Origin of the sequence: Diaphorobacter sp. JS3051 (genome assembly GCF_015832135.1) — a bacterium.
Lineage (GTDB): Bacteria > Pseudomonadota > Gammaproteobacteria > Burkholderiales > Burkholderiaceae_C > Diaphorobacter > Diaphorobacter nitroreducens.
Genome location: NZ_CP065406.1, coordinates 4,014,328 through 4,038,512 on the forward strand (window position 1 = coordinate 4,014,328; position 24,185 = coordinate 4,038,512).

Genomic DNA, 24,185 nt, shown 5'->3' on the forward strand with positions numbered 1-24,185 from the left:
TCGGCATGGCCCACGATCACCCCCACGACATCAAGCCGGATCCGGCCGGCGCACTGCAACCGGCTGGCTGCGGCGCCTGCTGCGGCGCTTCCGACCACGCACCTGCTGCCTCTGCCTCGGTCCCCCTGGGTGGTGGCCAGCGCTTCCGCATTCCGGCGATGGACTGCGCCAGCGAGGAGTCCGAGATCCGTCGCGCTGTCGAGGGCATCCCCGGCGTCCTGGGGCTACGCTTCCAGCTGGGCGAGCGCAGCCTGCGCATAGCCGGCGAGCCGCAGGCAGCGCTGGCGGCAGTGGAAGCCATCCGGAACTCCGGATTCGAGGTTCACGCCTGGCCCGACGCGACGGAGTCGTCCAACGCCGGTGATGGATCGGATCACGGCCACGACGCAGCAACCGGGTCCGGCCTGCCCCGCCTGCTGGCTGCCCTCGCTCTTGCGACGGCTGCCGAGGCCCTGTCCTTCCTGGCACCGGACGCGCCCTGGTCCAAGTGGGCTGGCCTGGCCGTTGCAGCCGCGGCCATCGGGCTGGCCGGCTTCGGCACGTTCCGCAAGGGCCTGTCCGCCCTGCGGCACGGCCGCCTGAACATCAATGCACTGATGTCAGTGGCGGTCGCGGGAGCCTTCGTGATCGGCCAGTGGCCTGAGGCGGCCATGGTCATGGCGCTGTACGCGATCGCCGAACTGATCGAGGCGCGGGCCGTCGACCGCGCGCGCAATGCAATCAGCGGCCTGCTGGCGCTGTCGCCCGACACCGCCGACCTGCGGCAGCCCGACGGCACCTGGAGATCCGCGCCCGTCGGCAGCGTACCTATCGGCGCCACGGTCCGGGTCAAGCCGGGCGAACGCGTGGCCATGGATGCCATCGTCACCGACGGCAGCACCGCCGTGGACCAGGCGCCCGTCACCGGCGAGAGCCTGCCGGTCGACAAGGGGCCGGGCGATGCGGTCTTCGCCGGCACCATCAACCAGACCGGCACCATCGAGTGCCGTGTCACCGCCGCGGCGTCGCAATCGACGCTGGCCCGCATCATCCACGCGGTCGAACAGGCCCAGGGCAGCCGTGCGCCCACGCAGCGCTTCGTCGACCGGTTCGCGGCCGTGTACACACCGGCGGTGTTCGTGCTGGCACTGGCCGTTGCCATCGCCGGCCCGTGGCTCTTCGGCTGGACGGTGCTGGCCGCGGTCTACAAGGCGCTGGTGCTGCTGGTCATCGCCTGCCCGTGCGCCCTCGTGATCTCGACGCCCGTCACCGTCGTCAGCGGGCTGGCGTCGGCGGCCAGGCGGGGCATTCTGATCAAGGGCGGCGTCCACCTCGAACAGGCGCGCCTGCTCAAGGCGGTCGCGCTCGACAAGACCGGCACCATCACCGAAGGCAGGCCGCGCCTCGTCGAGTGGGAGATGCTGTCCACCAGCCTGCCCAAGCCGCAGGCCGAACACATCGCAGCCGCGCTGGCGGCGCACTCGGACCACCCGGTGTCGCGCGCCATCGCCGCGGGGCTGACGCCGAACAGCGTCGAGGCCCGCAACTTTGCCGCGCTGTCCGGGCGCGGCATCGAAGCCGACATCGGCGGCCAGCGCTACGTGCTGGGCAACCACCGCCTGATCGAGGAGCGCGGCCAGTGCTCCGCCGAGATCGAGGCCGTGCTCCACCGTCACGAGGAAGCGGGCCGCACGGTCAGCCTGCTGGCCACCGCGTCCGGGGTGCTGGCGCTCTTCGCGGTGGCCGACACGATCAAGCCCTCGTCGGCCGCCGCCATCGGCGAGCTGAAGGCGATGGGCATCACGCCGGTGATGCTGACCGGTGACAACCAGGCCACCGCCGAGGCCATCGGCCGCGAGGCCGGTATGACGGACATCCGCGGCAACCTGCTGCCCGAGGACAAGCTCGCCGCGATCCAGGCCATGCAGAAGCAGTATGGGGCGACGGCGATGACCGGCGACGGCATCAACGACGCACCCGCGCTGGCGCAGGCCGACATCGGCGTGGCGATGGGCGCTGCCGGCACCGACATCGCGATGGAAGCGGCCGACGTGGTGGTGATGAACGACGATCTGCGGCGCATTGCCGAGACGGTGCGCCTGTCGCAACGCACGCACGCCGTGCTGTGGCAAAACATCGCGCTGGCTCTCGGCATCAAGGCCGTCTTCCTGGTGCTCGCGCTGTTCGACAACGCCAGCATGTGGATGGCCGTGTTCGCCGACATGGGGGCCAGCCTGTTGGTGGTCTTCAACGGCCTGCGCCTGTTGCGAAACCCCGAACGAAGCTGAGGCGACCATGGAGGCCAAAGCCCAACTGCTACAGCCCACGCGGCTGCTCGATTTCACGCACCCCGCCATCGAAGCGCTGGTCGAGAAGCGGGGGTGGCGGCCGTTGCCGATGTATGACCGTATCGGCGCCGTCTACGACTTCGTGCGCAACGAGATCGCCTTCGGCTACAACGCTGGCGACGAGTTGCCGGCATCGGCGGTGCTGGCCGATGGCATCGGCCAGTGCAACACCAAGGGCACGCTGCTGATGGCCTTGCTGCGCGCCGTGGGCATTGCCTGCCGCTTCCACGGTTTCACCATCGACAAGCCGCTGCAGAAGGGTGCGATCACGGGGCTCGCCTATGTGCTGGCACCGCGACGCATCATCCACAGTTGGGTCGAAGTGGCCTTCGAGGGACGGTGGGTGAACCTGGAAGGCTTCATCCTCGATGCACCCTACCTGACCAGCCTGCAGCGGCGCTTCCCGGTCCGACAGCGGTTCTGCGGCTACGGCGCGGCCACGCCCGACCTGTCGGCGCCTGGCGTTGAATGGCGCGGCCAGGACACGTACATCCAGAAGGACGGGATCGCTGACGACTTCGGCGTGTTCGACAGCCCGGACGAGTTCTATGCGCGCCACGGCTCGAACCTCTCCGGCCTCAAGCGTTGGCTCTTCACGCAGGTCATCCGGCACCGCATGAACGCCCAGGTCCGACGCATCCGCGCCGAAAAGTGGTGATGCCGGTCACGGCGATCAGCCCGGCGAACCCGTCTCAAACTCTGTAGCTGCTAGACTCTTTTCATGCGCCGTTGGCTCGCGATCCTCATGCTCGCCCTGCTGCCGCTCCAGTTCAGCTGGGCGGCAGTGGCGGCGTATTGCGGGCACGAAACCGGCCAGCATGTTCAGCACCTGGGCCATCACGAGCACCAGCACACGGATGAGGCCACGGCCGACCAGGGCAGCGCGCCGGCAGATCAGAGCGCGCCGGCTGGGTTCGATTTCGACTGCGGCCATTGCCACGGCACCTGCGCCAGCATGCCCGCGCCCATGGGCGACATTTCGCCGCTGACTCTGGCCTCCCACCCGGTAACGCCTGTCGAAGGCACCGTGCGAACCCTCGCGCAAAGCCCGCCCGAACGCCCTCAGTGGCTGCCCCTCGCCTGATCGGCGAGGCGGGTTCCTTCTCCTTCTGAAGCCCGTTCGCGCCTGCGTGCGCGCCGCCCGACACATGGGTCAGCGGCGCCGCTCGAGGCCCGATCCGACCCTGAGTTCCTCAGCGTCGACTCTCGCCGATCTCCTGTGGGTTGTTTTCAACACTGGAGCATCGGATGCACCGAAGAAGAATCATGCCGGCCGGGCGCTGGCATCACGCCGCCCGCGCCACCCTGGCGACCGTAGCCAGTACGGCACTCACCGCAGCGCTGATGGGCGTCGCGATCGAAGCGCGTGCGCAGACCCCTGCTGCACCCAGCGAGCCGACCCCGCCCACGCTGCGAGCAGCCTTCGAAACCGCCTGGGCGCGGCAGCCCGAAGCGCAAGCGCTGGCAGCGCGGCGCGACGCGGCACGCGCGCAGCGGGACGCGGCCCAAGCATGGACGCCCGAGCCAGTGGCGATGGAGCTGTCCACCAAGACGGACCGCCTGAACCGAAACCTCGGCACCCGTGAGGTCGAGGTCGGCGTGGCCATCCCATTGTGGCTGCCGGGCGAACGTGGCCGCAGCCAGGCCCTGGCCGACGCCGAGGGCCGTGCCATCGAGAGCCGTACCACGGCGGCACAGCTGCGCGTGGCTGCCGCTGTGCGCGAAGCGTGGTGGGCGTGGCAGCGGGCCCGTGTGGAGCTCGATGCCGCACGCGGCCAGCTCGACAACGTTCAACGCATTGCCGCCGATGTCGGCAAGCGGCTCAGAGCCGGTGACCTGGCCCGTGCCGACCAGCACCAGGCCGACGGCGCCGTCGCGGCGGCCGAAGCGGCCGTGGCGCAGGCCGAAGGCGCGCTCACGGCCGGCTGGCAGCAGCTTCGTCCCCTCGTCGCCATGCCAGCGGCTGCCGCACCCAGCGCCGCGCCCGGCGCCGACGCCGAACCCGAGCCGTCCACGGCGACCGGTCCTGCAGACGGCCTGGACACGCATGCCGAACTGCTCTCGTTGAAGGACCGCTCCGCCGTCGCCGACGGCGTGGCTGCACTCGCGGCCACGCAGTCTCGCGCCAGCCCGGAACTCACCATCGCCGCCACCCGCGATCGGGGCACTTACGGAGAGTCCTACCAGCAGACCTTCACGGTCGGTGTGCGCATCCCCTTCGGCGCCGGTCCCCGGCACGATGCCCGCGTGGCCTCTGCGCGCGCCGAGGCGGTCGAACTGCAGGCGCAGATGGCATTGGAACGTGCCCGCCTGGCGGGCGAGCGCGAAGCCGCTCGCGCGCGCACCGACGCGGCGCGGGCGCAGCTGGCCGCTGCCGATCGTCGCGCCCAACTGGCGCGCGAATCGCGCGGCTTCTTCGACAAGTCCTTCCGCCTGGGCGAATCCGACCTGCCCACGCGCTTGCGCATCGAGGCCGAGGCCGCCGACGCCGAGCGACAGGCCGTGCGCGCCCGCATCGAACTCGCCGCAGCCATCTCGGCGTGGCGGCAGGCCCTGGGCCTGCTGCCGCAGTGAGCCGACGGCACACGCCCCCACGAACACGCTCAGCGAACCCCATCAGGAATCCCATCCCATGAAGTCTTCCCACTCCCTGGCTGCGCTCTGCCTTGCATCCGTGCTGCTCGGCAACGCCCTGCCGGTCATCGCCGGCGATGGCCATGACCACGGCGACACCGCCCCGGCCGCCACGGGCACCGCGCTGCCCCGCTTTGCGGCGGTGTCCGAGACCTTCGAGCTCGTCGGCGTGCTCGATGGCAAGCAGGTCACGCTCTACCTCGACCGATTCGTCGACAACACCCCGGTGCGTGGCGCGCAGATCGAACTCGAGATCGACGGGACCAAGTTCAAGGCCGAGGCCCATGGCGACGACGCGTATGAAGTGGTGCTCAAGGAAGCGCCCAAGCCCGGCGTGCTGCCGATCACCGCGACCGTGACCGCTGGGGCGGAGGTCGATCTGCTGGCCGGCGAACTCGACTTGCACGAGGCCGCCCACACCGACGAGCCTGCGCATGAACTTTCATGGAAGGAGGTCGGCGGATGGGCCTCCGGCGGCCTGGCCGTCCTTGCCGTGCTGGTATTTGGCGGGAGACGCCTGATGGCCGCCCGCCAGGTTCGCGCCGGAGGTGCAGCATGAAGCGCGCTTCTTTGCATCGCCTGGCCTGGCTCGGCGTGGTGCTGGCACTCGTGGGCCCACTGACCGCGCAGGCCGGGGAAGGCCATGACCACGGCGACGCACCCGCTGCGCCGAGCGCAAACGGCCCCCAACGCCAGCCCGACGGCAGCGTGTTCCTGCCCAAGCCGGCCCAGCGCCAGCTGGGAGTACGTACGATGGTGGCTGCTGAGGCCGAGCTGCCGCGCTCGGTCGAGCTGAACGGCAAGGTGCTGATGGATCCCAACGCCGGCGGCAAGGTGCAGCCGCTGAACGCCGGCCGCATCGAGCCCGGTCCACGCGGCCTGCCCAACCCGGGACAGGTGGTGCGCAAGGGCGAGGTGCTGGCCTACGTGGTGCCCTCGACCGCGCCCATCGAGAGATCGAATCAATCCGCGCAATTGGCCGAGTTGCGCGCGGCCAAGTCGCTCGCCGACAAGCGCGTGACGCGGCTGAAGGAGTTGTCGGATACCGTGCCGCGCAAGGACATCGAGGCGGCCGAAAGCGAGGCAGCCAGCCTGGCCGAGCGCATGGCGGCCGTTGGCGGCGGCCTGGCAACGCGGGAAGCGCTGGTGGCCCCGGTGTCGGGCGTGATCGCCTCGGCCCATGTGGTGGCCGGTCAGGTGGTCGATGCCCGCGAACTGCTGTTCGAGATCATCGACCCGAGCCGCTTGCGCATCGAGGCACTGGCCTTCGAGCCCTCGCTCGCGGCCAATGTCGGCAGTGCCACGCTGGCAGTCGGTGACCAGCGTGTGCCGCTGGAGTACCTGGGTGCGGCGCGCAGCCTGCGCGAGCAAGCGCTGCCGCTGGGCTTCCGCGCTCAGGGTGCGGCCCTGAACGGCTTGGCCGTAGGACAACCCGTGCGCGTCTTCGTGCAGACGAAGCAGAAGGTCAAGGGCATCGCGGTCCCGGTCGCGTCGCTGATGAAGAACCCGGCCAACCAGACCGTCGTCTGGGTCAAGACTTCGCCCGAGCGCTTCGAGCCTCGCAGCATCACGACCGAGGCCCTCGATGGTGTGAACGTCGCGGTCACATCGGGCCTGAAGGCCGGGGACCGCATCGCCACCCAAGGCGCCACCCTGATCAACCAGGTGCGCTGACATGTTCAAGTGGCTACTCGACAACAGCCTGACGAACCGGCTGCTGGTGATCATCGCCAGCGTCGTTCTGATGGCCTACGGCGCGTTCACGCTCTCGCGCACCCCGGTGGACGTGTTCCCCGACCTCAACAAGCCGACCGTCACCATCATGACCGAGGCCGGCGGCATGGCCGCCGAGGAGGTGGAGCAGCTCATCACCTTCCCGCTGGAGACGACCATGAACGGTCTGCCCGGCGTCGAAAGCGTGCGCTCGACCTCGTCGGCCGGCCTGTCCTTCCTCTACGTCACCTTCGACTGGAGCACCGACATCTTCCGCGCCCGGCAGCTGGTGTCGGAGCGGCTGTCCTCGATGGAGGAAGGCATCGCCGAAGGCGTGGTGCCGCGCATGGGCCCGATCAGCTCGATCATGGGCGAGATCATGCAGATCGCCATTCCGGTCGATCCGAGCAAGATCAGCCCGATGGCGGTGCGCGAGTACGCCGACTGGGTGCTTCGACCGCGCCTGCTCTCGGTGCCAGGCGTCGCGCAGGTCATCCCGATCGGCGGCGAGGTGCGGCAGTTCCAGGTGCAGCCGAACACCGCGCGCATGGCCGAGCTGGGCATCACGCACGACCAGCTCGAAAGCGCGCTCAAGGGCTACTCGTCGAACACCTCGGGTGGCTTCCTGGAGCTGAACGGCCGCGAGTACCTGATCCGCAACCTCGGCCGCACGTCCCGGCTCGACGACCTGAAGAACCTCGCGCTCGCGGCCAAGGGCGGCCAACCCATCCTCCTGCGCCAGATCGCCGAGGTCACGTTCGCCGCGGCACTCAAGCGCGGTGACGCAGGATTTGAGGGCAAGCCGGCGGTGATCCTGGGCATCCAGAAGCAGCCGACTGCCGACACCATCGCGCTCACCAAGTCCATCGAAGACGCCCTCGTCGGACTGAAGGCTTCGCTGCCGGCCGGCATGGAGGCGCCTCGCGTCACCTTCCGTCAGGCCAGCTTCATCGAGGCCTCGATCACGACGCTGCAGGGCAAGCTGATCGGCGCCTCGATCTTCGTCGCGGTGATCCTGTTCTTCTTCCTCGGCACCTTGCGGCCGACCGTCATCGCGCTGACGGCCATTCCGGTATCGATCTTCATCACCGCTCTGGTCTTCAAGTACTTCGGCCTGTCGATCAACACGATGACGCTGGGCGGCCTGGCCATCGCCATCGGCGGTCTCGTCGACGATGCGGTGGTGGGTGTCGAGAACGTGCTGCGGCGGCTGAAGGCCGACCGGGCCAACCATCCGCACAGCCGGCTGCACCTGATCGAGATCGTCGCGCACGCGACGATGGAAGTGCGATCGGCCATCCTCTATGCGACGGTCATCATCGTGCTCGTCTTCATCCCGCTGTTTGCACTGCCGGGGCTGGAGGGCAAGCTGTTCGTGCCGCTGGGCATCGCCTTCATCGTCTCGACGCTGGCTTCGCTGATCGTCTCGGTGACGGTGACGCCGGTGCTCAGCTTCTACCTGCTGCCGCGGATGAAGAACCTGGACCACGGTGACACCAAGGTCCTGGCCTGGCTGAAGGCACGCTACCGCAGCGGCCTGCAGGGCGTGCTGGACCGGCCCAAGGCCGCCATGGCGGCGGCCGGTGCGGCCGTGCTGGTGGCCGCAGTGGCGGTGCCGTTCTTCCCGACGACCTTCCTGCCGCCGTTCAACGAGGGCACGCTGCTGATCGGCCTGCGCCTGAACCCGGGTGTCACCTTGACGGAGTCGTCGGCCTTGGCACGCCAGGCCGAGGTACTGGTCAAGCAGGTGCCCGAGGTGACGCACGTCGGTCGCCGCAGCGGCCGGGCCGAGCTGGACGAACACGCGGAAGGCGTGCACGTCAGCGAGCTCGACGTGGGCCTCAAGCCCACCGCCGAGCTGACGCGCAGCATGGACGAGATCAAGGCCGACATCCGCAAGCGCCTGATCAACCTGCCGGCTGCGCTGGAGATCGGCCAGCCCATCTCGCACCGCATCGACCACATGCTCTCGGGCGTGCGCTCGCAGATCGCGATCAAGATCTTCGGCGAGGACCTCGACGCGCTGCGAGGCCAGGCAGATGCCCTGCGGGCCAAGCTGGCCACGATCCCAGGCATCGCCGACCTGCAGATCGAGAAGCAGGTGCTGGCGCCGCAGATCAAGGTGCGCATCGACTACGCCGCCGCGGCGCAGTACGGCGTGCCGGCGCCGCAGGTGCTCTCCGCATTGCAGGCGCTGGTCGAGGGGGAGAAGGTCACCCAGATCGTCGAGGGAGGCCGGCGCTTCGCACTCGTGGTCAAGCTGCCCGAGTCGGCGCGTTCGGTCGAAGGCCTGGGCCAGATCCTGATCGAGACGCCGAACGGGCGCATCCCGCTGTCGAAGATTGCGGCGATCGAGGACGGCGACGGCCCCAACCAGATCAGCCGTGACGACGGCAAGCGGCGCATCGTGCTGTCGGCCAATGCGTCCGGGCGCGCGCTGTCGGAGATCGTGGCCGACATCCGCAAGGTGGTGGCCGAGACGAAACTGCCCGAGGGCTACTTCATCACCCTGGGCGGCCAGTTCCAGGCCCAGGAGGAGGCCTCGCGGCTCGTCGGCCTGCTGTCCATCGTGTCGCTGACGCTGATGTTCGTGGTGCTCTACAGCCGCTACAAGTCGGCGGCGCTGTCGGCGCTGATCATGGTGAACATCCCGCTGGCGCTGGTGGGCGCAGTCATCGGCCTGTGGCTGTCGGGCCAGCCACTGAGCGTCGCCGCTCTCGTCGGCTTCATCACGCTGGCCGGCATCTCGGTACGCAACGGCATCCTGAAGGTCAGCCACTACATCAACCTGATGCGCTTCGAGGGCGAGTCCTTCGACCAGAAGATGATCCTGCGCGGCTCGCTGGAGCGGCTGAGCCCAGTGCTGATGACCGCGCTGGTCACCGCCTTTGCGCTGGCCCCGCTGCTGTTCGAGGCCGAGCAACCCGGCACCGAGGTGCTGCACCCGGTGGCCGTAGTGATCTTCTCCGGCCTCATCAGCTCGACCCTGCTCGACACCTTCCTCACGCCCGCGATGTTCTGGCTCTTCGGGCGCAAGCCGGCCGAAGCGCTGATGGACGACAAGGACGCCGAGGCGCTTTGAGCGGCTTCCTGTTCACCCCCAAACCCTGAAAGGACTCTCATGAAGACGCAATCCATCCTCGCCTCCATCACCCTCGCCCTGGCTGGTTCTGCCTTTGCCGCCGGCGACAAGCACAACCACGCCCACGAGCACAAGCCGCTGCATGGCGGCGTCGTGGTCGAGGTCAAGGACATGGACTACGAACTGGTGGCCAAAGCCACCGTGATCCAGCTCTACCTGCGCGACCACGGCAAGCCGGCCGACGTGTCCAAGGCCAGCGCGAAAGTGACGCTGCTGACCGGCACCGAGAAGCAGGAGGTCGAGCTGAAGCCCGCGGGCGACAAGCTCGAAGCCTCCGGCAGCTTCAAGGTCGGCCCCGGCACCAAGGCCGTCGCTGTCGTGATCGTCGGCGGCAAGCCCGCCACCGCACGCTTCACAGTGAAGTGAACGCCATGACTGCCGACCGATTGACCTGTGCCTCGGTGGTCTTGGTGGCTGGGCTGCTGGCGGGCTGCGCCACGCCGCCCGCACCCGATCCCACCGTCGAGATCCCGTACTGCCACAAAACCAACAAGGGCCGGGTGATCGCCTGCACCACGGCTCCGGCGCCGAGCCTGAACGCCGATGCGCAGGCCAAACAGTTCGCGCCTGACCCGAACGCCCTCACCGTGTACGTCGTGCGGCGCAACTGGGGCGACGGCCGGAACTTCGTGAAGGTTCAGGCCGACGGCGGAGCCGCCGTCGAGACCCTGCCGAACACGATGGTGCGCTACCGGCTGAAGCCGGGTTCGCACTCGATCGCCTTCGACTTCGAGGGGCAGCGTCCAGCGACGACGGTCGCGGGCAAGGCGGGCGAAGTGCGGTTCGTCCGGCTCGACGGCATGGTCTGGGCCTGGAAGAGCACGTTCACCTGGGCGACCGAATCCGAGGACGCGATCCGCGAACGAGCGCTGAAGGCAAGGCTGGTGGCCGACTTGGCGGTACGCTGACCCCATGAGGACATTTGCCCTGTTCATCGCCACGGCCCTGGCCGAGATCGTTGGCTGCTATCTGCCCTACCTGTGGCTGAAGCAGGGCAGGTCCGCGTGGTTGCTCGTTCCGGCGGCGGCGAGCCTGGCCCTCTTCGCCTGGCTGCTCACGCTGCACGAGACGGCGGCGGGGCGGGTGTATGCGGCGTACGGCGGGGTCTACATCGGCGTCGCGCTGCTTTGGCTGTGGATCGTGGACGGCATCAGGCCGACGGCATGGGACGTGGCGGGCGTCGCCGTCGCGCTGACGGGCATGGGCCTCATCATGTTTCAGCCGCGCTGATGATCAGTTCGATGCCGTAGCGTGCAGCTTCTTTGCCGGTCTGCGCGCGGCCGACCCCGGCTTGAGTGACTCCGCCGCTGTCAATCGACAGGTACATGTGATGCGCGAGCTAACGACTTGCGAACGTCTGCTTAGACGCGATACGACTGACTACAACGGGTCGATTTCGGCCAGCCAACTCGACGAACAGTCTGCCGTAGACCGGTCATTGAGCTCCGGCCCTGCGCCCGCCGCGACGTGAGTAACGTTAGTTCGAAGCGAACTCATCGCCCAAGATCGCTGCGAGGTCCTGGCGCTCGCCCAGCAGCCGGACGACATCCAGGTCATCTCCGCGTTCGAAGTAGCACCACAGCAGCGGGAACTTTGCGACCCGCCAGGTCCGAAGCCCTGGAATGCCAAGAAGCTTTCCGAGCGTCGGTGAGCCGATGCCAGGGTCGAGTTCGATCTGGTCAAGCGCGGCGTTGGTGGCCTTGGCCACCTTCACCGCCACGCGGGTGCCACCCTCCTTGCGGTAGTAGCGGACTTCGCCCTGCTGGTCGCGCAGCGCCTGCGGGCGCAGAACCGCCGGCTTCAATCGATCTCGCCGCGAGCGATCGCCAGCAGTTCCTTCTCGTCCGCCTTGGTGCGACGCCGGCCGGGCCCGGATGCCAGCCCTTCTTCGATGAGGTCGCGAAGCCGCTTCTTGGCCTGCTCTTCCTGGTCGCGCCGGACCAAGTCGCGGATGTACTCGCTGGTGTTGCCATAGTTGCCGGCGGCGACCCGGTTGTCGATGTACTCGCGCATCGACTCGGGCAAGGCGAAACTCATGGTTTGTCGGCTCATGTGGGCATCTTGGGCGGTTTGACAACCGTTGTCAACTCCGCCGGCTGACCTTCTTCCAGTTCTGCGTGTGCGGGAGCGGGTCCCGTCACGAAGCAGACCGAGTTGCCTGGCCCGGCACGCGTTGGATCAGCGCCGCCGCGAACTTCTCGATGCCGAATCTCATCGTGCCGCGGAAATTGATGTGCGAGAAGTGCGCCGGGCCGATGCGGCGCAGCCAGTAGTCCTCGACTGGGATCCCGTCTCGCTTGAGCCTCTCGACCACCTCGTGCATACGGGCAGTGTTCCAGGCCAGCACGATGTTCGTCAGCAGGGCGTGTGAGCCGGAGATCGCCTTCATCTCGTCCCGCCGCCGGCCGCGTTCGGGCGCCACCTTGCCTGAGTACACGGCGCGCTGCAGCTGATGCACCGACTCGCCACGGTTCAGCAAGGTATGGATCTCGCGGCGGAAGTCCTCGATGGCGATGTAGTCGCACAGGAACACCGTTCGCAGCAGCCGGCCCAGGTGCTCCGCCGCCCGGTGCAGTGGATCCCCCTGGGCAGCCGACCCGAAGCGCTGCAATGCCAGCGTGGCGGAGACACGTCCCGAGCGGATTGACGCCGCCAGGCGAAGCAATTCATCCCAACCGCGCTCGATGGCGGCCAAAGACACGCGCCGAACGGTGACGACTTCCAAGCCATCGGGCACGGTGAATCCACGAGGCAGGTAGAGCTTTCGTTCGGCCAGGTCCCGCAGGCGGGGGCACAAGTCAAATCCCAGCAGCTTGGAGATGGCCATCGCCGGATTCGTGTAGCCGTGCGTGTCGACCGCCAGCAGCGAGATCCGAATCCGATCCGCCGCGCTGTTGTGCTGCTCGATGCCCTCGATGGCGACGCCGGCCTGTCGTTCGTTGAGCACGATGGGTTGGTCGTAGACGATGCCCCAGCGGTCGCGCACATGGGTGTAGAGGCCTGCGGCGTAGGTGCGCCGGCGTGGGTCCACACGGGCGTTCCACAGGTGGCGCGAAACGTCCAGCGACATCATGTCGGCTGATGCCTTGTCCCCGTTGCCCCACAGTGCCGCGATGGGGATCCGGCTCTGGAACTCGGCCACGCGCTCGTTGGCGCGGCGCAGGCGGCCACTTCCTTCCAAGGCGCGCATGGCCACAGTGACTTGTGTGGGCTCCAGACCAGGGATCATCGACGCCACGCCCTTGGCGTCCGCATCGGTACCGTGCGCCAGCAACGCGCCGTACAGGGCCACGAGTTCGCCGGTGGACTGCGCGCGGTGGCCGAGCAGCGCTTCGCTGTACCCGGTGGCGGCATCCACCTCCAACAGCATGTCCGGAAACTGTACGCTGCCAATCAAGTTGTAGATGGTCTCGCGTGTGCGCACCGGCTCGCCTTGATCCGGCAGTGCCGTGATCGCAGGCAGGTGGAGCATGCCGTCGGCGCCGATCTCGACCTTGCCGCGCCGCTGGGCCTCTGCCACCGCAGACATAGCGGCCATCAAGTTGGCCAGCAGGGGCTCCAGGAATTCGGCCGCCGACTTGGGCATGCCCAGCAACTCAACCTGCTCGTCCCGTTGCAAGACCCAATCCGCCGGCGGGATGAGCATCTGGTCTCGCTCCCGAAAACTCAGCGAGTGGTCCAGCCAGACACTGCCTCGGCGAAGGCTCTTGCGCAGCGACATCATCGTGCAGGCCTCAAACGCCCGAAACCCTGAGCGGGGGTCCAGATCGCGGACCAGGCCGTGCCAGGCTGTGCCAACATCTGGCAGCGGTACGCCCTCCTTCAGCTCGGTCACACCCTTGCGCTGCAGATCCGTCCAGGACTTCCACTGTTCGAAGCCCGGATCGCCGGGGCGGCCACCGAGGTCCAGATCTTTCAGCGCTCCCAGGCAAGCGCGCACGCGCTGGCTGTCTTCCGCCAAGGCCTTGCGAACCAAGGACACGAAGCTGCCGCTGGCGGCTTCGCCGAGCTCGGCGAGCAGTTCTCTGGCTTCCAGGACTCTCGCCTGCCAGGTCTTCGTTTCGTCGTACAGGACGGATCGCGCCTTGGCCGCCTGCTGGATCAGGCCTGTCGTGCCCCGGATACGGTTTGATTGCGCCTTGTCCGCCGCCTCGCGGAACAGTTGCTGGCTGCGCCGGCTGGTTTGCAAGAGGGCGACATCGGTGAGTTCGAGCAGCGTCACCCGCAGGAAGCACACCAACTCGATCAGCTGGCGCGATGGCTTGATCTCCCGCGTCTTCACGGGGCGCCTGGCCTGGACCTGACGGGCATAGGCCTGCTGCTTTGCCAGCGACACGGCATTCAGGTTCCAGTCGTGGGCACCGAGCTCTTTCAGGTAGCGGACCTTGTCGATGGTCTCCGCAAGGGTGCTCGGGCCGTGACGCTTGGACGGCGTCTTGAGCCACTCCAGGCACGTCGTGTCGGTGCCCGGCCGCGTGCTGTATGCGGCGTCGACAACCTTCTGCGCCGCTGCCGGTGGTACGGCGGCATTCACCGCGCTGAGGATCTGCGCCTCCACCGCGGCGAATGCATCTCGGGCCCAGTCCTGCAGGCGGCGCGCTCCTGGGATCAGGATGCGCCGCGTGAACAGCCAGTGGCTGGCCGACTGGACCAGGTCATCGGCGTGGGAGGCGTCGGCTGCTTGGGCCAGCAGGGCCGCGGTCAGCGCGACTTCGTCGTCGATTGCAAGTTCGCGCAGGCCGAGATAGGTCTTGGCCCAGAGCTGGTGCTTGAAGAGGGTCTGCCGGCGCTTGTAGATCGACCGCAGGCTGGCGATGGACGGCGGCGACACGGCCAGGACCTGGGCGGTGTGCCGGAGGAGGTTTCGGGGCAGCACGTTGAAACCGTCGAGCGGTCGGCCGGCCACGCGCATGAACATGAGCATCAGCGCGGCGGGCAGGCGGCGGTCGCTGCGGAACTGCTCCCGGAGGGCCGCCACGTCCGCCGACGTGAGCGAAAAGAACTGCTCCCGATCAAACTCACTCAGGCGAGGCGGCAAGGCCTCTTGGCCGACGAAGCGCAGGGCGAAGGCGGGCATGGGGTTGGGCAGCGGCAGGTGGGCGGTCAATGTACCGCCGCGGCTTCCGTCAACCCAACTGAGTGATCAGCTTGCGGGGGTGGCGACCCGCGGGAACCCGCATGGATGTTGGGCTTCAGGCGAAAGCGCACCAATCTGCACGAAAAGTACGACCACCCCCAGCCAGCCTCAACGAAGGCGTGCAGCAATCCGGTTCATCTGCTCGATCTCCGCGCGCTGGCCATCGGAAATCGCTTGGCATAGGTTGACGAGTTCCGGATCTGAGAGCTGCGCCTCGCGGCACATGAGGATCGCTCCCGAATGGTGCGGGACCATAGACGCGATGAACTGTCGATCGCCGATTCCGGTTTGAGCACGGGTCGCGGCAAAAGAACCGAGTGTGAGAACGGCAAACAAGCCGTACAGCACGAGATTGAGCCGCCGGTTTGGAAACATGCCGGGCATTGTCGCTAGCATGAAGATGCCCATTGGCGCCCACATAGTGACCGCCATGTAGAGCATGTTGAGATTGTTTCTGAAGTCCCTGGCGCCGTCGATCATGCTGAACATTACGAAGTACATGACGACGAGGCCCAACACCATGTTCACCCAGAACTTGGCGTATGGTCGGCCGTGCTTACCCATCTGACCGGATGTGTGATGTTGATGTTCATGGGAATGTTCAGCCATCTCCGTCTCCTATGTGCTGGGGCAACCTGGCAGGGTCACTGGTACTGCGGCAGATACTTTGTCGATATATCAGCATGTGGAGCGATGCATCACTAACCGCTGATTTCCAGTCACCAACTGGACGTAGGGGCGTCGAACGCTTCAACTCGCTGGTCTTGAACCGTCTGGATATCAGACCATACCAAATCGGTCTTGATGGGCTTTGCGCCACCTATGACGCTGGTACCGTGAGCGCCAATATCGAGCTTGCGTCCTCATCGCTCGATGGGCCGGCAACTGATCGATTCTTGCATATCAAGCAAGACAAGGCCACCTGCGGCGGACGCCAATGGCCTCCTCCGCCTTCGCTTAGGGCATCGCCTCAAGCGTCCGTCGCAGGCCATAACGACACAACAGCCCTTGGGCAAGAAAGGAGCCGGTGATGTAGCGCACCCGAAAGGAGACGAAGACATGCACAAGGACATTTCAACATCAAAGGTGTTCTATCGTCCCATCGAGGCGGCCATCCGATGGGCTGGGTTGCTGCGGTATCTCCCGATGATCCTGGCCACGATCGCGTCACCGCGTGTCCTGCCTCGGTCGCTGAACTGCCCTCGATGGAATGAGTGCCGGCTGCACTCGGAACGTATCTATGACGGCATCCTCAACGGAGAGCTGCCCTACGGCAAGAACGGGATCACGCTCAATGATCCGAAGCTGCTCAATTCTCTGGATCTGACTGTTCGCCATGTCGATCTAAAACGCTGGATGCGCACCCACTATCCCGAGCACCGGCCAGGATTTCTGTTCAGCCGTGGCGAACGCATGGCGCATCCTTTCATCACCATGGAAACAGGACAGGCGATCCTCGTGGAGCGGCTGGCCCTTCAGGCCGCGCTTGAACAAGCCCGACGTGAGATGCGAGAACTGCAGGAGCAGCACGACACGCTACTCAAGCAATCCTCGGTGCTGTTGGCATCCAAGCAATGCGAGATCAGCGAACGGGCGGAAACGACCTATCTCAACATCATTGGAGGGATGTTGACGCTGATGCTGAGCCAGTCGCCTTCAGGCGTGCCCTATTCCAGCTTCAAAACGCAGGAGGCCCTTGTCTCTGCATTGGTCGCCCACTACGGCGGCACCATGGGCATCACTGAGCGCACCTTAAACGGAAAGTTCGCCAACGCTAAGAGGTACGTTCGTAGCGCAAGCGCATGAGGTTATCCAGCTTGTATGTGCAATCGCGGAGATTGCATTTGCAATGTCTTTCCGCAGCCAGGTCTATTGAATAGAGGTCACGCCAACAAACGCCACCGAGCGTTCAGGAGTGACCGCCATGTCGCAGACCCCTGTACTCCCTCCGAACGAGCGCCGCATCCTGCGGCTCGATGAAGTCGAAGCGAAGTCCGGCTTCAAACGCGCCCACATCTACAACCTGATGAAGAAGCGCCAGTTCCCTCAGGCGCTGCGCCTGGGCGTGCGCGCTGTCGGCTGGGATTCGATCGAAATCGACCAGTGGATCGCCGAGCGCCTCAACCACCGGACCTGAGCCGCTCTCCCGCGGACTTCCCATTCCCAGCCGGAGAGCGCCATGCAGGTCGTGTCCATCATTTCAACGAAGGGCGGCGTCGGCAAGACCACGACGGCCGCCAACCTGGGCGGGCTCGCCGCGGACGCGGGCCTGCGCGTGCTGCTGCTCGATCTCGACGTGCAGCCCACCTTGTCCTCCTACTACGAACTGACCCAGCGCGCGCCGGGCGGCATCTATGAGCTGTTGGCCTTCAACGAGCGCGACCTTGGCCAGCTCGTGTCCCGCACGATCATCGCGGGCCTGGACCTGGTGCTGTCCAACGACCACCGGGGCGAGCTGAACACGTTGTTGCTGCATGCGCCGGATGGCCGCCTGCGGTTGCGGCATCTGCTGCCAGCACTTGCTCCCCTCTACGACCTGGTGCTGATCGACACCCAGGGCGCGCGTTCCGTGCTGCTGGAGATGGCGGTGCTCGCCTCCGATCTCGCGCTGTCGCCCGTCACGCCGGAAATCCTCGCGGCACGCGAGCTGCGGCGCGGCACCATGCAGTTGCTCGAAGACATTGCGCCGTACCGGCACCTGGGTATCGAACCGCCGCCGCTGCACTTGCTCATCAACCGCGTCCACCCGGTGTCCGCCAACGCACGGCTGATCCAGCAGGCCCTGCGCGACCTGTTCCAGGACAGCGCCGGCATCCGCGTGCTCGCCACCGACGTGCCGGCCATAGAAGCGTATCCACGTGCCGCAACGCGCGGCCTGCCGGTGCATCGGGTCGAGCACCGCCAGCCGCCCGGCAGAGTCGCCCCTGCCGCGCTCGACACGATGCGCGCGCTCGCCAGCGAGTTGTTCCCGCAATGGCAGGACCGACTGGCTCAAGTATCCGGCCGCCCGCAGCGACCTCTTGATCCTGGGAGGCCCCATGGCGAACGCACATGAGCTGGCCCGCGGCCACAAGCGGCTGCGCGCCCTGATCGAGTTCGCGGTCGGTGAGGGCTGGCACGTCAAGCGCACGCCGGGCGGGCACCTCAAGTTCACCAAGGCCGGCTGCGCGGCGATCTACACGAGTTCGACAGCGAGTGACCACCGGGCCGAATTGAACGCCCGTGCGCAGATCCGCCGCGCCGAGCGAGAGGCCCGCATGGCGCCGGCCGGCGGTCGTGGGGACTGCGAGGGGTGCGGCCATGGCTGACATGACCTCGCAGGACATGGCAGGCAAGCTGCTCGCGGCCGGCTTCGAGCGCAGCGGCCCAGCGGCTACGGCCTTGAGCGACCCGATCGCGGACACGCCCATGGTCGTGACGCTGGACCAGTTGCGGCCCTACGACCATGACCCGCGCATGAAGCGCAACCCGGCTTACGAGGAAATCAAGGCGTCCATCCGCGAGCGCGGCCTGGACGCGGCGCCGGCTATCACGCGCCGGCCCGGCGGGGACCACTACATCATCCGCAACGGCGGCAACACGCGGCTGGCGATCCTGCGCGAACTCTGGTCGGAGACCAAGGAAGAACGCTTCTTCCGCATATCGTGTCTGTTCCGACCATGGCCGGAGCGCGGTGAAATCGTCGCGCTGACCGGGCATCTTGCCGAGAACGAACTGCGCGGCGGCCTCACGTTCATCGAGCGCGCGCTCGGCGTCGAGAAAGCACGGGAGTTCTACGAGCAGGAGAGCGGCGCCGCCCTGAGCCAGTCGGAACTGGCCCGCCGCCTGGCGGCCGATGGCTTCCCCGTCCAGCGGTCGCACATCACCCGCATGGCCGACGCGGTGCGCTACCTGCTGCCCGCCATTCCCACCGTGCTTTATGGCGGCCTTGGGCGCCACCAGGTCGAGCGGCTGTCGGTCATGCGCACGGCCTGCAAACGCACCTGGGAGCACTACGCCAAGGACCACTCGCTGCCGCTGGACTTCGACAGCTTTTTTCAGGAGGTGCTGGCGCAGTTCGACACGCAGGGCGACGAGTTCGCGCCGCAGCGCGTGCAAGACGAGCTGATCGGCCAGATGTCCGAGCTGCTGGGCATCGGCTACGACGTGCTGGCGCTGGACCTGACCGAATCGGAAAGCCGCCACCGGGCGCTGGTCAGTGACCCGACGCCACCTGCGGCGCAGCCGGCGTTGCCTTCGCCCACCGCCGGCACGCCGACTCCGCCGGGCGCAGCATCGTCCATCGCCACGCCTGCAGCGGCGGCCGGTCCTCCACCCGCCAGCCCTCCGGCGTCCGAGCCCACCTTGCGCCACGACGACACGGCGGCTGGCGAAGCGGCCACGGGAAGCCCGGCGGCTGCACCGAGCGATCTGCTTCGTGAGCACATCGTCTCGCCGGCACCGACGACCGAACGGCTGCAGTCGATCCAGCGCATGGTCGCCGACCAGTTGGGCGATGCGCTGCCGCCCGACTTCTCGGCGAGCGTGTTGCAGTCCATCCCGGTGCAAGCCGGCGGACTCTATCCGATCTCCGATGTCTGGTACATCGACGCCGGCCTGGACACGCCCGATCGGCTGCGCATCCACATCGCGCAGTTCGCGCGCGAGATCGCCGGGGAGGCAGGCCTGGACGAGTACATCGAGGATCGCGCCGATGGCATCGGGTTTGCGTGCCGCGCCCGCGGCCAAGCCCCGTCGCCGCTCGGCCGCGCGGTGCTGACGCTCCTCACTTCGCTGACGGGTCAGCCCGTCGCCGAAGCGGGCCTGGACGGCGCGCAGCTCGCCGCCGACCTGCCGACCCTGTTGCACGGCCAGAGCCAAGGCCATGGCAGCGGCGCAAGGCGCTTGAGCGACACCGCGTTGGTCAAGCTCTTTCGGCTGCTGCGCTTGGCCCGGCGTCTGCTGGACCTGGAAGCCGGCACCACGGCGCCCGGGACGTGAGCGAGGGAGGTCGCATGTCCACATCGCATCCGCTCAACCAGGCCGTGATCGCCCAGGCGCTGTATGACCTTCGCAACGGCCAACTGCGCCGCTGCAAGGCCATGGGCTTCGGCGAGGCCGAGCTGGATGCGCTCAAGCACCCCGCGCTGATCAGCGTGCTGGCCAACGCCAGCGTCTCGTGGTGCTCGGTCACGGTCAACCGCGAAGTGCTGCAGCGCCTGCTCAACCAGGCACAGGACGTGGAGAAGGAAATCGCCACGGTCGATCGCATGCTGCGGCTGGGGGCCAGCACGGAGATGGTCAGCCGCTTCTATGGCCTGACCCATCAGGAAGTCGCCCTGCGGCGGGAGATCCTCGGCCTGCCCAAGCGCAAGGGGCGCCACCCCGTCCTGGACGAGACCCAGGACACCGAACTGTGGCGGCAATGGAAAGCCGTGATCAGCAGCAGGAACGTCGATCTGGAGGACGAGACCTCGATTCTCGATGCGGCCATGGACCTGGCCGAGGGTATGTCACTGCCGCTCTCGGTGGTCTGGGCCGCGATCAGGAACTGGGTCGATCAGGGATTGGGCTAGGCCATGGCCGTGGACGACACCGCCCCACGAGCCCCGCGTCAAGGCCCCGTCGCACTCGCCGACCTGTTCGACGCTGCGCTGAAGGACCTCACGCCCAAGCCACATCCCAGCGCGCCAGCGCCCATGGCAGTGCCCACGCCTGCCGCGTCCGGCGACGCCTTCCTGTTCAGTGGCAATCGGCACGAGAGCGTGCCGCGGCGGCTGTTCCTCGACCGCCGCCTGACACCGCTGGAGCGCAACGCCTGGCAGGTGTTCCGGCTGATGCTCAACGACGACGGCGTCACGGCGTTCCCGACCTATGAGCAGTTGCGCCCCTGGCTGGCGTCCATGCCCTGCGCGGGACAAGCCTCCCACGAGACCGTCGCGCGGGCGCTGACGCTGCTGCGCCTGACGCGCTGGCTGAGCCTCGTGCGACGACGGCGCGACCCCAAGACCGGCCGCATCCTCGGAAACCTCTACGTCCTGCATGACGAACCCCTGACACCGTTCGAGGCCATGCAGCTCGACGCCGACTACCTGGCCCTGGTCAGCCAGTCGCTGGGGCATTCGGCCAAGGCCGTTCAGGTGGTGGGACTCAACACCCTCCAGGAGATCGCGGACGACCCGATGTTGTCCGGACGCACCTTGCCGTCGCGGCTGCAAGTGCTCGCCGAGCGCCTGGCCGACCAGGGCATCACCGCCACTCAAAGTTATCCACAGGAGGATGCGATCCACGATTCCGAAGAAGGGCCCGCGAGCCTTCTTCGGAATGGCGAACGCCCCTCTTCGGAATCCGAAGCAGGGCCGAAACCCGCGCCAGACGGCGCTCTTCGGAATCCGAAGCAGGACCGTACAGTACGTAGTAGTCGTATTAATGAAGTACGTACTACCGCGCAGGCGCGTGCGCTGGGCGACCTGCAATGGCCCAAGCGCTTCGCGGAACTGAAGGCGGAACAGCAGGCCGGAGCCAGGATGGCGTTGCAGCAGGTGGACGCTGCCCTGGGGCAGGCCGTGCTGGACGAATGGGCCGCACGGTGCGGCAAGCATGGCATCCGCAACCCCGCCGGATATCTGTTCGGCATCATCCAGCGCGCCATGCGCGGCGAGTTCAATGCGTGGGCCAAGCAGACCGGCCCGGCACCGCCAACACCATCGGCGGCGCGAGCGCCACCATCCGAGCCGCCGCGCAACGTCGTGCCGCCCGAGGTGGCCCGGCAGCACATCGAGCGCCTGCGCGACCTGCTGCGCAAGACCTGAGCACAGGGCTCGTCAAAGCCGTGAAGTAGATCTCCATGGCGGTCGGCAGAAACGGTCCCCTGGGGACGGCTGTGCGGTGAAGCGCCGGGTGACGGCGCGACCTGCTGCGCGAAACCTGGGCAAAGCGCCTGGCAAGGCCATGAAGCAAACCTCCATGGCGCTCAGCGGAACGGTCCCCTGGGGACGGCCGTGCTGCGAAGGATGGTGTCGAACGACAGCGCGACGTGCGGTGCAGCACGCAACCCGTCGACGACCGAGGCCCGGAGCGCCAACGTGAATGCCCATCTGCGGAGCGGTCCCCAGGGGACCGTTGCGCGCTGCGCCGCCAGCGCGCACAGAACCGGGGGCCGGCTCATTTCGGTTTGTTGACTGACTGCCTTCCGCCGCATGCGGATGCTGGCGGCTCCCTGTCCACCAGCGAGCGATCACCATGGCAACCAGCAACGAACCATTGCAACTCAACCTCGGCTCCCTGCGCAGCGCAATGTCGCTGACGCTGCACACCCACCACGCCTCGCGCATCTGGCATGGCCGCGCCGCCGCCGAGGGGCGACCGGGCATCGTCGGCCTGAACGGCTACATCGCCGTCATGAACAAAATGAAGCGCGGCTCGGAGCAGGACGACCCGTACAGCGACTGGTGGATGCTGCGCATCGAGGACAAGCTCGACCAGACCAAGACCACGCTGCAGACGCTGCGCGAACAGGTGGACCAGGCCCTGGCCGGCGTGCCCGCCGCGTTGACCCTGGGCGAGAACCTCAACGTGCAGCCCGTCAAGCTGCCGCTGTTCGTCAATGCGCAGTTGGGCTTTGCCGCTGTCTATCTCCTGGCCGACTACGACGACATCGCGCGCAAGCTGATCCTCGCCCACCACACCGCGCTGATCGACCGCAGCACCTTAGAGCGCTGGCTCAACGAGGGCGCGCACGCGCTGCGCAGCCTGTTCTCGCTGGCCCAGCAGTATCGCTATTCGGGCTGCACCCGCGACGATTTCGCGGCGAAGAATGCGGCAGCGCGGGCCGCGCTGGAGAAGTTCGGCGAGTTGCCGCAGGACGTGCTCGAAGGCACGCGCCGCTCGAAGTTTGCGCCACCCATCGTGCGCCGTGGTCTGCAACAGCGCGGTGAGAGTCCTGCCGCAGCCGCTACCAGCGTCGATGGTGATGCGGCCGCTGCTGCCGACCCGTCCGAAAACGCAGCCACTGCCGGCGAGGACGAATCCGCATGAGCGATCTGAACCAGCCGACCCGCTACTTCCGGGGCCTGCAACAGGGAGCCTTCATGCGCCTGGAACACGCGGCCTCTCTAAAAGGCCTTTTAAAGCCTTTTAAAGGTAAAGGGGACTTGGAGGCCTGGGCCGGCCAGTGCTTCGCCATGCGCGACGAGTTGATCGGCTTGGCGCAGCGACAAGTGCTGCAACAGGCCAGTGGGCATCCCTTCCACCTGCTGCCCGTGGAACTGGCCCAGCAGACCACTGGCGCGGGAACGACGTTCCTGCGCTGGCGCAGGCACGACCGCTCGGCCATGGGCGTGGCCCTGTGGCAGGAGCTGATGGCGAGCACCAGCACGCCGGTCAACCTGCTGGCCGACCTGCACGCGATCGAGCTGCAGCGCATCACGCTGAACATGCAGATCAGCCTGTTGCACACCCTGGGCAGGCAGGCGCAGGAGTGCGCCAGCAAGGCCGCCGAGGCGGAAGACGCCTACCTGCGCCGGCTCGCGTCCATACCCCCCGGAGTGCGCGATCGGTGATCGCGTCGGGCACCCCAGCACGCGCCCGACGCCGACATGGCACGGGTATTTCAACCACCAAGGAGATTGCACCATGAGCACGCATTTTTCGGGCGAAGGCAACATCGGCTCGCCCCCCGAGTACCGGGAGTTCCCCAACGGCAACGACGAACCGCGGCGCTTGTTGCGGCTGAACGTGTATTTCGACAACCCCGTTCCCACCAAGGGCGGCGACTATGAGGATCGCGGCGGCTTCTGGGCGCCGGTGGAAATCTGGCACCGCGACGCCGCGCACTGGAAGGACCTCTACCAGAAGGGCATGCGCGTGCTGGTCGTCGGCCGCATGGAGCGCGAACCCTGGACCGACAACGAGGATCAGCCACGTGAGACTTGGCAGATCAACGCGCGCAGCGTCGGCATCCTGCCGTTCCGCATCGAGTCCGTCGTCCTGAGCCCCAAATCGCAGGAGACCGCACAGGACGCGCAGCCCAAGCCCCAGGCCGCCCAGGAACCGGCTGCGCCGAAGGAGCCCAAGCGCAGGAAGTGATCCGACGGGGGGCGGCCGCAGTACGTTGCCGCCCCCCATGTCCTCGCGAGCTATCCCCAGGGGACAGCGCCACCAGCGTCCACCGGCTTCCACGCGCTCCCGAACATCGCGGCTCCCGACTCGCACATCGCCGGCCGCACGCCATCCCCGCCTCAGCCATCCCATC

Annotated in this window: 24 protein-coding genes; 20 read left to right on the forward strand and 4 right to left on the reverse strand. The window is 67.2% G+C overall.

The window, feature by feature from the left end:
- Positions 1 to 5 precede the first annotated feature (5 nt).
- The 10 genes from I3K84_RS19145 (at position 6) to I3K84_RS19190 (ending at position 11,046) form a co-directional block, all read left to right on the forward strand.
- A complete protein-coding gene (locus I3K84_RS19145) occupies positions 6 to 2,267 on the forward strand; it encodes a cation-translocating P-type ATPase (protein ID WP_011804716.1) in 2,262 nt (753 codons plus the stop codon).
- Between the two features lie 7 nt (positions 2,268 to 2,274).
- Positions 2,275 to 2,985, forward strand: coding sequence for a transglutaminase family protein (locus I3K84_RS19150; RefSeq protein ID WP_011804715.1), 711 nt, complete (start codon positions 2,275 to 2,277; stop codon positions 2,983 to 2,985).
- Between the two features lie 63 nt (positions 2,986 to 3,048).
- Positions 3,049 to 3,411: a DUF2946 family protein gene (locus tag I3K84_RS19155; protein WP_011804714.1), complete on the forward strand. Its 363-nt coding sequence runs from the start codon at positions 3,049 to 3,051 to the stop codon at positions 3,409 to 3,411.
- 164 nt (positions 3,412 to 3,575) lie between these two features.
- Positions 3,576 to 4,901 (forward strand): TolC family protein, encoded by a 1,326-nt coding sequence (locus I3K84_RS19160; RefSeq protein ID WP_011804713.1) that lies wholly within the window; start codon positions 3,576 to 3,578, stop codon positions 4,899 to 4,901.
- A 58-nt stretch (positions 4,902 to 4,959) separates the two neighbouring features.
- Positions 4,960 to 5,520, forward strand: coding sequence for a hypothetical protein (locus I3K84_RS19165; RefSeq protein ID WP_011804712.1), 561 nt, complete (start codon positions 4,960 to 4,962; stop codon positions 5,518 to 5,520).
- A complete protein-coding gene (locus I3K84_RS19170; RefSeq protein WP_011804711.1) occupies positions 5,517 to 6,635 on the forward strand; it encodes an efflux RND transporter periplasmic adaptor subunit in 1,119 nt (372 codons plus the stop codon). Before I3K84_RS19165 ends, I3K84_RS19170 begins: the two co-directional genes overlap by 4 nt.
- 1 nt (position 6,636) lies before the next feature.
- Positions 6,637 to 9,756 (forward strand): efflux RND transporter permease subunit, encoded by a 3,120-nt coding sequence (locus tag I3K84_RS19175; protein WP_196995178.1) that lies wholly within the window; start codon positions 6,637 to 6,639, stop codon positions 9,754 to 9,756.
- 39 nt (positions 9,757 to 9,795) lie between these two features.
- Positions 9,796 to 10,182 carry a hypothetical protein gene (locus I3K84_RS19180; RefSeq protein ID WP_011804709.1) on the forward strand — a complete coding sequence of 129 codons (387 nt, stop codon included), beginning with the start codon at positions 9,796 to 9,798 and terminating at the stop codon, positions 10,180 to 10,182.
- 5 nt (positions 10,183 to 10,187) lie between these two features.
- Positions 10,188 to 10,724 (forward strand): hypothetical protein, encoded by a 537-nt coding sequence (locus I3K84_RS19185; RefSeq protein ID WP_011804708.1) that lies wholly within the window; start codon positions 10,188 to 10,190, stop codon positions 10,722 to 10,724.
- 4 nt (positions 10,725 to 10,728) lie between these two features.
- Positions 10,729 to 11,046, forward strand: a complete 318-nt coding sequence (locus tag I3K84_RS19190) for a YnfA family protein (protein ID WP_011804707.1) — start codon at positions 10,729 to 10,731, stop codon at positions 11,044 to 11,046.
- 247 nt (positions 11,047 to 11,293) lie between these two features.
- Here I3K84_RS19190 and I3K84_RS19195 read toward each other — a convergent pair whose 3' ends face one another.
- The 4 genes from I3K84_RS19195 to I3K84_RS19210 form a co-directional block, all read right to left on the reverse strand.
- On the reverse strand, positions 11,294 to 11,620 hold the full coding sequence (locus I3K84_RS19195) for a type II toxin-antitoxin system RelE/ParE family toxin (RefSeq protein WP_041835938.1): 327 nt from the start codon (positions 11,618 to 11,620) through the stop codon (positions 11,294 to 11,296).
- Positions 11,617 to 11,853 (reverse strand): type II toxin-antitoxin system ParD family antitoxin, encoded by a 237-nt coding sequence (locus tag I3K84_RS19200; protein ID WP_196995179.1) that lies wholly within the window; start codon positions 11,851 to 11,853, stop codon positions 11,617 to 11,619. Before I3K84_RS19200 ends, I3K84_RS19195 begins: the two co-directional genes overlap by 4 nt.
- Positions 11,854 to 11,953: 100 nt before the next feature.
- Positions 11,954 to 14,893: a Tn3 family transposase gene (locus I3K84_RS19205; protein ID WP_041836223.1), complete on the reverse strand. Its 2,940-nt coding sequence runs from the start codon at positions 14,891 to 14,893 to the stop codon at positions 11,954 to 11,956.
- Between the two features lie 168 nt (positions 14,894 to 15,061).
- The gene (locus I3K84_RS19210; protein ID WP_003098996.1) at positions 15,062 to 15,562 is read right to left on the reverse strand and encodes a DUF305 domain-containing protein; all 501 of its coding nucleotides are present in this window, start codon (positions 15,560 to 15,562) and stop codon (positions 15,062 to 15,064) included.
- 450 nt (positions 15,563 to 16,012) lie between these two features.
- Between I3K84_RS19210 and I3K84_RS19215 the strand changes: the two genes are divergently transcribed.
- The 10 genes from I3K84_RS19215 (at position 16,013) to I3K84_RS19260 (ending at position 24,019) form a co-directional block, all read left to right on the forward strand.
- Entirely contained in the window at positions 16,013 to 16,759 is a 747-nt protein-coding gene (locus I3K84_RS19215) for a hypothetical protein (RefSeq protein WP_003120040.1), read from the forward strand.
- Positions 16,760 to 16,877: 118 nt separating this feature from the next.
- Positions 16,878 to 17,090 carry an AlpA family transcriptional regulator gene (locus I3K84_RS19220; RefSeq protein WP_003090093.1) on the forward strand — a complete coding sequence of 71 codons (213 nt, stop codon included), beginning with the start codon at positions 16,878 to 16,880 and terminating at the stop codon, positions 17,088 to 17,090.
- 42 nt (positions 17,091 to 17,132) lie between these two features.
- Positions 17,133 to 18,008 (forward strand): ParA family protein, encoded by an 876-nt coding sequence (locus I3K84_RS19225; protein ID WP_003090095.1) that lies wholly within the window; start codon positions 17,133 to 17,135, stop codon positions 18,006 to 18,008.
- A complete protein-coding gene (locus tag I3K84_RS19230; protein WP_003050422.1) occupies positions 17,992 to 18,261 on the forward strand; it encodes a hypothetical protein in 270 nt (89 codons plus the stop codon). The genes I3K84_RS19225 and I3K84_RS19230 overlap by 17 nt, the downstream gene beginning before the upstream one ends.
- A complete protein-coding gene (locus I3K84_RS19235; protein ID WP_196995180.1) occupies positions 18,254 to 19,933 on the forward strand; it encodes a ParB family protein in 1,680 nt (559 codons plus the stop codon). The genes I3K84_RS19230 and I3K84_RS19235 overlap by 8 nt, the downstream gene beginning before the upstream one ends.
- Before the next feature lie 14 nt (positions 19,934 to 19,947).
- Entirely contained in the window at positions 19,948 to 20,508 is a 561-nt protein-coding gene (locus I3K84_RS19240; protein ID WP_196995181.1) for a DUF2857 domain-containing protein, read from the forward strand.
- Between the two features lie 3 nt (positions 20,509 to 20,511).
- Positions 20,512 to 21,744, forward strand: coding sequence for an STY4528 family pathogenicity island replication protein (locus tag I3K84_RS19245; protein ID WP_023113902.1), 1,233 nt, complete (start codon positions 20,512 to 20,514; stop codon positions 21,742 to 21,744).
- Between the two features lie 430 nt (positions 21,745 to 22,174).
- The gene (locus I3K84_RS19250) at positions 22,175 to 22,969 is read left to right on the forward strand and encodes a PFL_4669 family integrating conjugative element protein (RefSeq protein WP_003090099.1); all 795 of its coding nucleotides are present in this window, start codon (positions 22,175 to 22,177) and stop codon (positions 22,967 to 22,969) included.
- Positions 22,966 to 23,493: a DUF3158 family protein gene (locus I3K84_RS19255; protein WP_196995182.1), complete on the forward strand. Its 528-nt coding sequence runs from the start codon at positions 22,966 to 22,968 to the stop codon at positions 23,491 to 23,493. The genes I3K84_RS19250 and I3K84_RS19255 overlap by 4 nt, the downstream gene beginning before the upstream one ends.
- Positions 23,494 to 23,566: 73 nt before the next feature.
- Positions 23,567 to 24,019 carry a single-stranded DNA-binding protein gene (locus tag I3K84_RS19260; protein WP_003120036.1) on the forward strand — a complete coding sequence of 151 codons (453 nt, stop codon included), beginning with the start codon at positions 23,567 to 23,569 and terminating at the stop codon, positions 24,017 to 24,019.
- Positions 24,020 to 24,185: the final 166 nt, after the last annotated feature.

What these genes read in the sequence shown, in the direction of transcription:
- I3K84_RS19160 (WP_011804713.1), top strand. Translation starts at nt 3,576, where the DNA reads ATGCACCGAAGAAGAATCATGCCGGCCGGGCGCTGGCATCACGCCGCC.
- I3K84_RS19225 (WP_003090095.1), top strand. Translation starts at nt 17,133, where the DNA reads ATGCAGGTCGTGTCCATCATTTCAACGAAGGGCGGCGTCGGCAAGACC.
- I3K84_RS19245 (WP_023113902.1), top strand. Translation starts at nt 20,512, where the DNA reads ATGGCCGTGGACGACACCGCCCCACGAGCCCCGCGTCAAGGCCCCGTC.
- I3K84_RS19200 (WP_196995179.1), bottom strand. Translation starts at nt 11,853, where the DNA reads ATGAGTTTCGCCTTGCCCGAGTCGATGCGCGAGTACATCGACAACCGG.
- I3K84_RS19190 (WP_011804707.1), top strand. Translation starts at nt 10,729, where the DNA reads ATGAGGACATTTGCCCTGTTCATCGCCACGGCCCTGGCCGAGATCGTT.
- I3K84_RS19230 (WP_003050422.1), top strand. Translation starts at nt 17,992, where the DNA reads ATGGCGAACGCACATGAGCTGGCCCGCGGCCACAAGCGGCTGCGCGCC.
- I3K84_RS19255 (WP_196995182.1), top strand. Translation starts at nt 22,966, where the DNA reads ATGAGCGATCTGAACCAGCCGACCCGCTACTTCCGGGGCCTGCAACAG.
- I3K84_RS19150 (WP_011804715.1), top strand. Translation starts at nt 2,275, where the DNA reads ATGGAGGCCAAAGCCCAACTGCTACAGCCCACGCGGCTGCTCGATTTC.
- I3K84_RS19260 (WP_003120036.1), top strand. Translation starts at nt 23,567, where the DNA reads ATGAGCACGCATTTTTCGGGCGAAGGCAACATCGGCTCGCCCCCCGAG.
- I3K84_RS19155 (WP_011804714.1), top strand. Translation starts at nt 3,049, where the DNA reads ATGCGCCGTTGGCTCGCGATCCTCATGCTCGCCCTGCTGCCGCTCCAG.
- I3K84_RS19210 (WP_003098996.1), bottom strand. Translation starts at nt 15,562, where the DNA reads ATGGCTGAACATTCCCATGAACATCAACATCACACATCCGGTCAGATG.
- I3K84_RS19170 (WP_011804711.1), top strand. Translation starts at nt 5,517, where the DNA reads ATGAAGCGCGCTTCTTTGCATCGCCTGGCCTGGCTCGGCGTGGTGCTG.
- I3K84_RS19175 (WP_196995178.1), top strand. Translation starts at nt 6,637, where the DNA reads ATGTTCAAGTGGCTACTCGACAACAGCCTGACGAACCGGCTGCTGGTG.
- I3K84_RS19145 (WP_011804716.1), top strand. Translation starts at nt 6, where the DNA reads ATGGCCCACGATCACCCCCACGACATCAAGCCGGATCCGGCCGGCGCA.
- I3K84_RS19180 (WP_011804709.1), top strand. Translation starts at nt 9,796, where the DNA reads ATGAAGACGCAATCCATCCTCGCCTCCATCACCCTCGCCCTGGCTGGT.
- I3K84_RS19205 (WP_041836223.1), bottom strand. Translation starts at nt 14,893, where the DNA reads ATGCCCGCCTTCGCCCTGCGCTTCGTCGGCCAAGAGGCCTTGCCGCCT.
- I3K84_RS19185 (WP_011804708.1), top strand. Translation starts at nt 10,188, where the DNA reads ATGACTGCCGACCGATTGACCTGTGCCTCGGTGGTCTTGGTGGCTGGG.
- I3K84_RS19250 (WP_003090099.1), top strand. Translation starts at nt 22,175, where the DNA reads ATGGCAACCAGCAACGAACCATTGCAACTCAACCTCGGCTCCCTGCGC.
- I3K84_RS19235 (WP_196995180.1), top strand. Translation starts at nt 18,254, where the DNA reads ATGGCTGACATGACCTCGCAGGACATGGCAGGCAAGCTGCTCGCGGCC.
- I3K84_RS19165 (WP_011804712.1), top strand. Translation starts at nt 4,960, where the DNA reads ATGAAGTCTTCCCACTCCCTGGCTGCGCTCTGCCTTGCATCCGTGCTG.
- I3K84_RS19220 (WP_003090093.1), top strand. Translation starts at nt 16,878, where the DNA reads ATGTCGCAGACCCCTGTACTCCCTCCGAACGAGCGCCGCATCCTGCGG.
- I3K84_RS19215 (WP_003120040.1), top strand. Translation starts at nt 16,013, where the DNA reads ATGCACAAGGACATTTCAACATCAAAGGTGTTCTATCGTCCCATCGAG.
- I3K84_RS19240 (WP_196995181.1), top strand. Translation starts at nt 19,948, where the DNA reads ATGTCCACATCGCATCCGCTCAACCAGGCCGTGATCGCCCAGGCGCTG.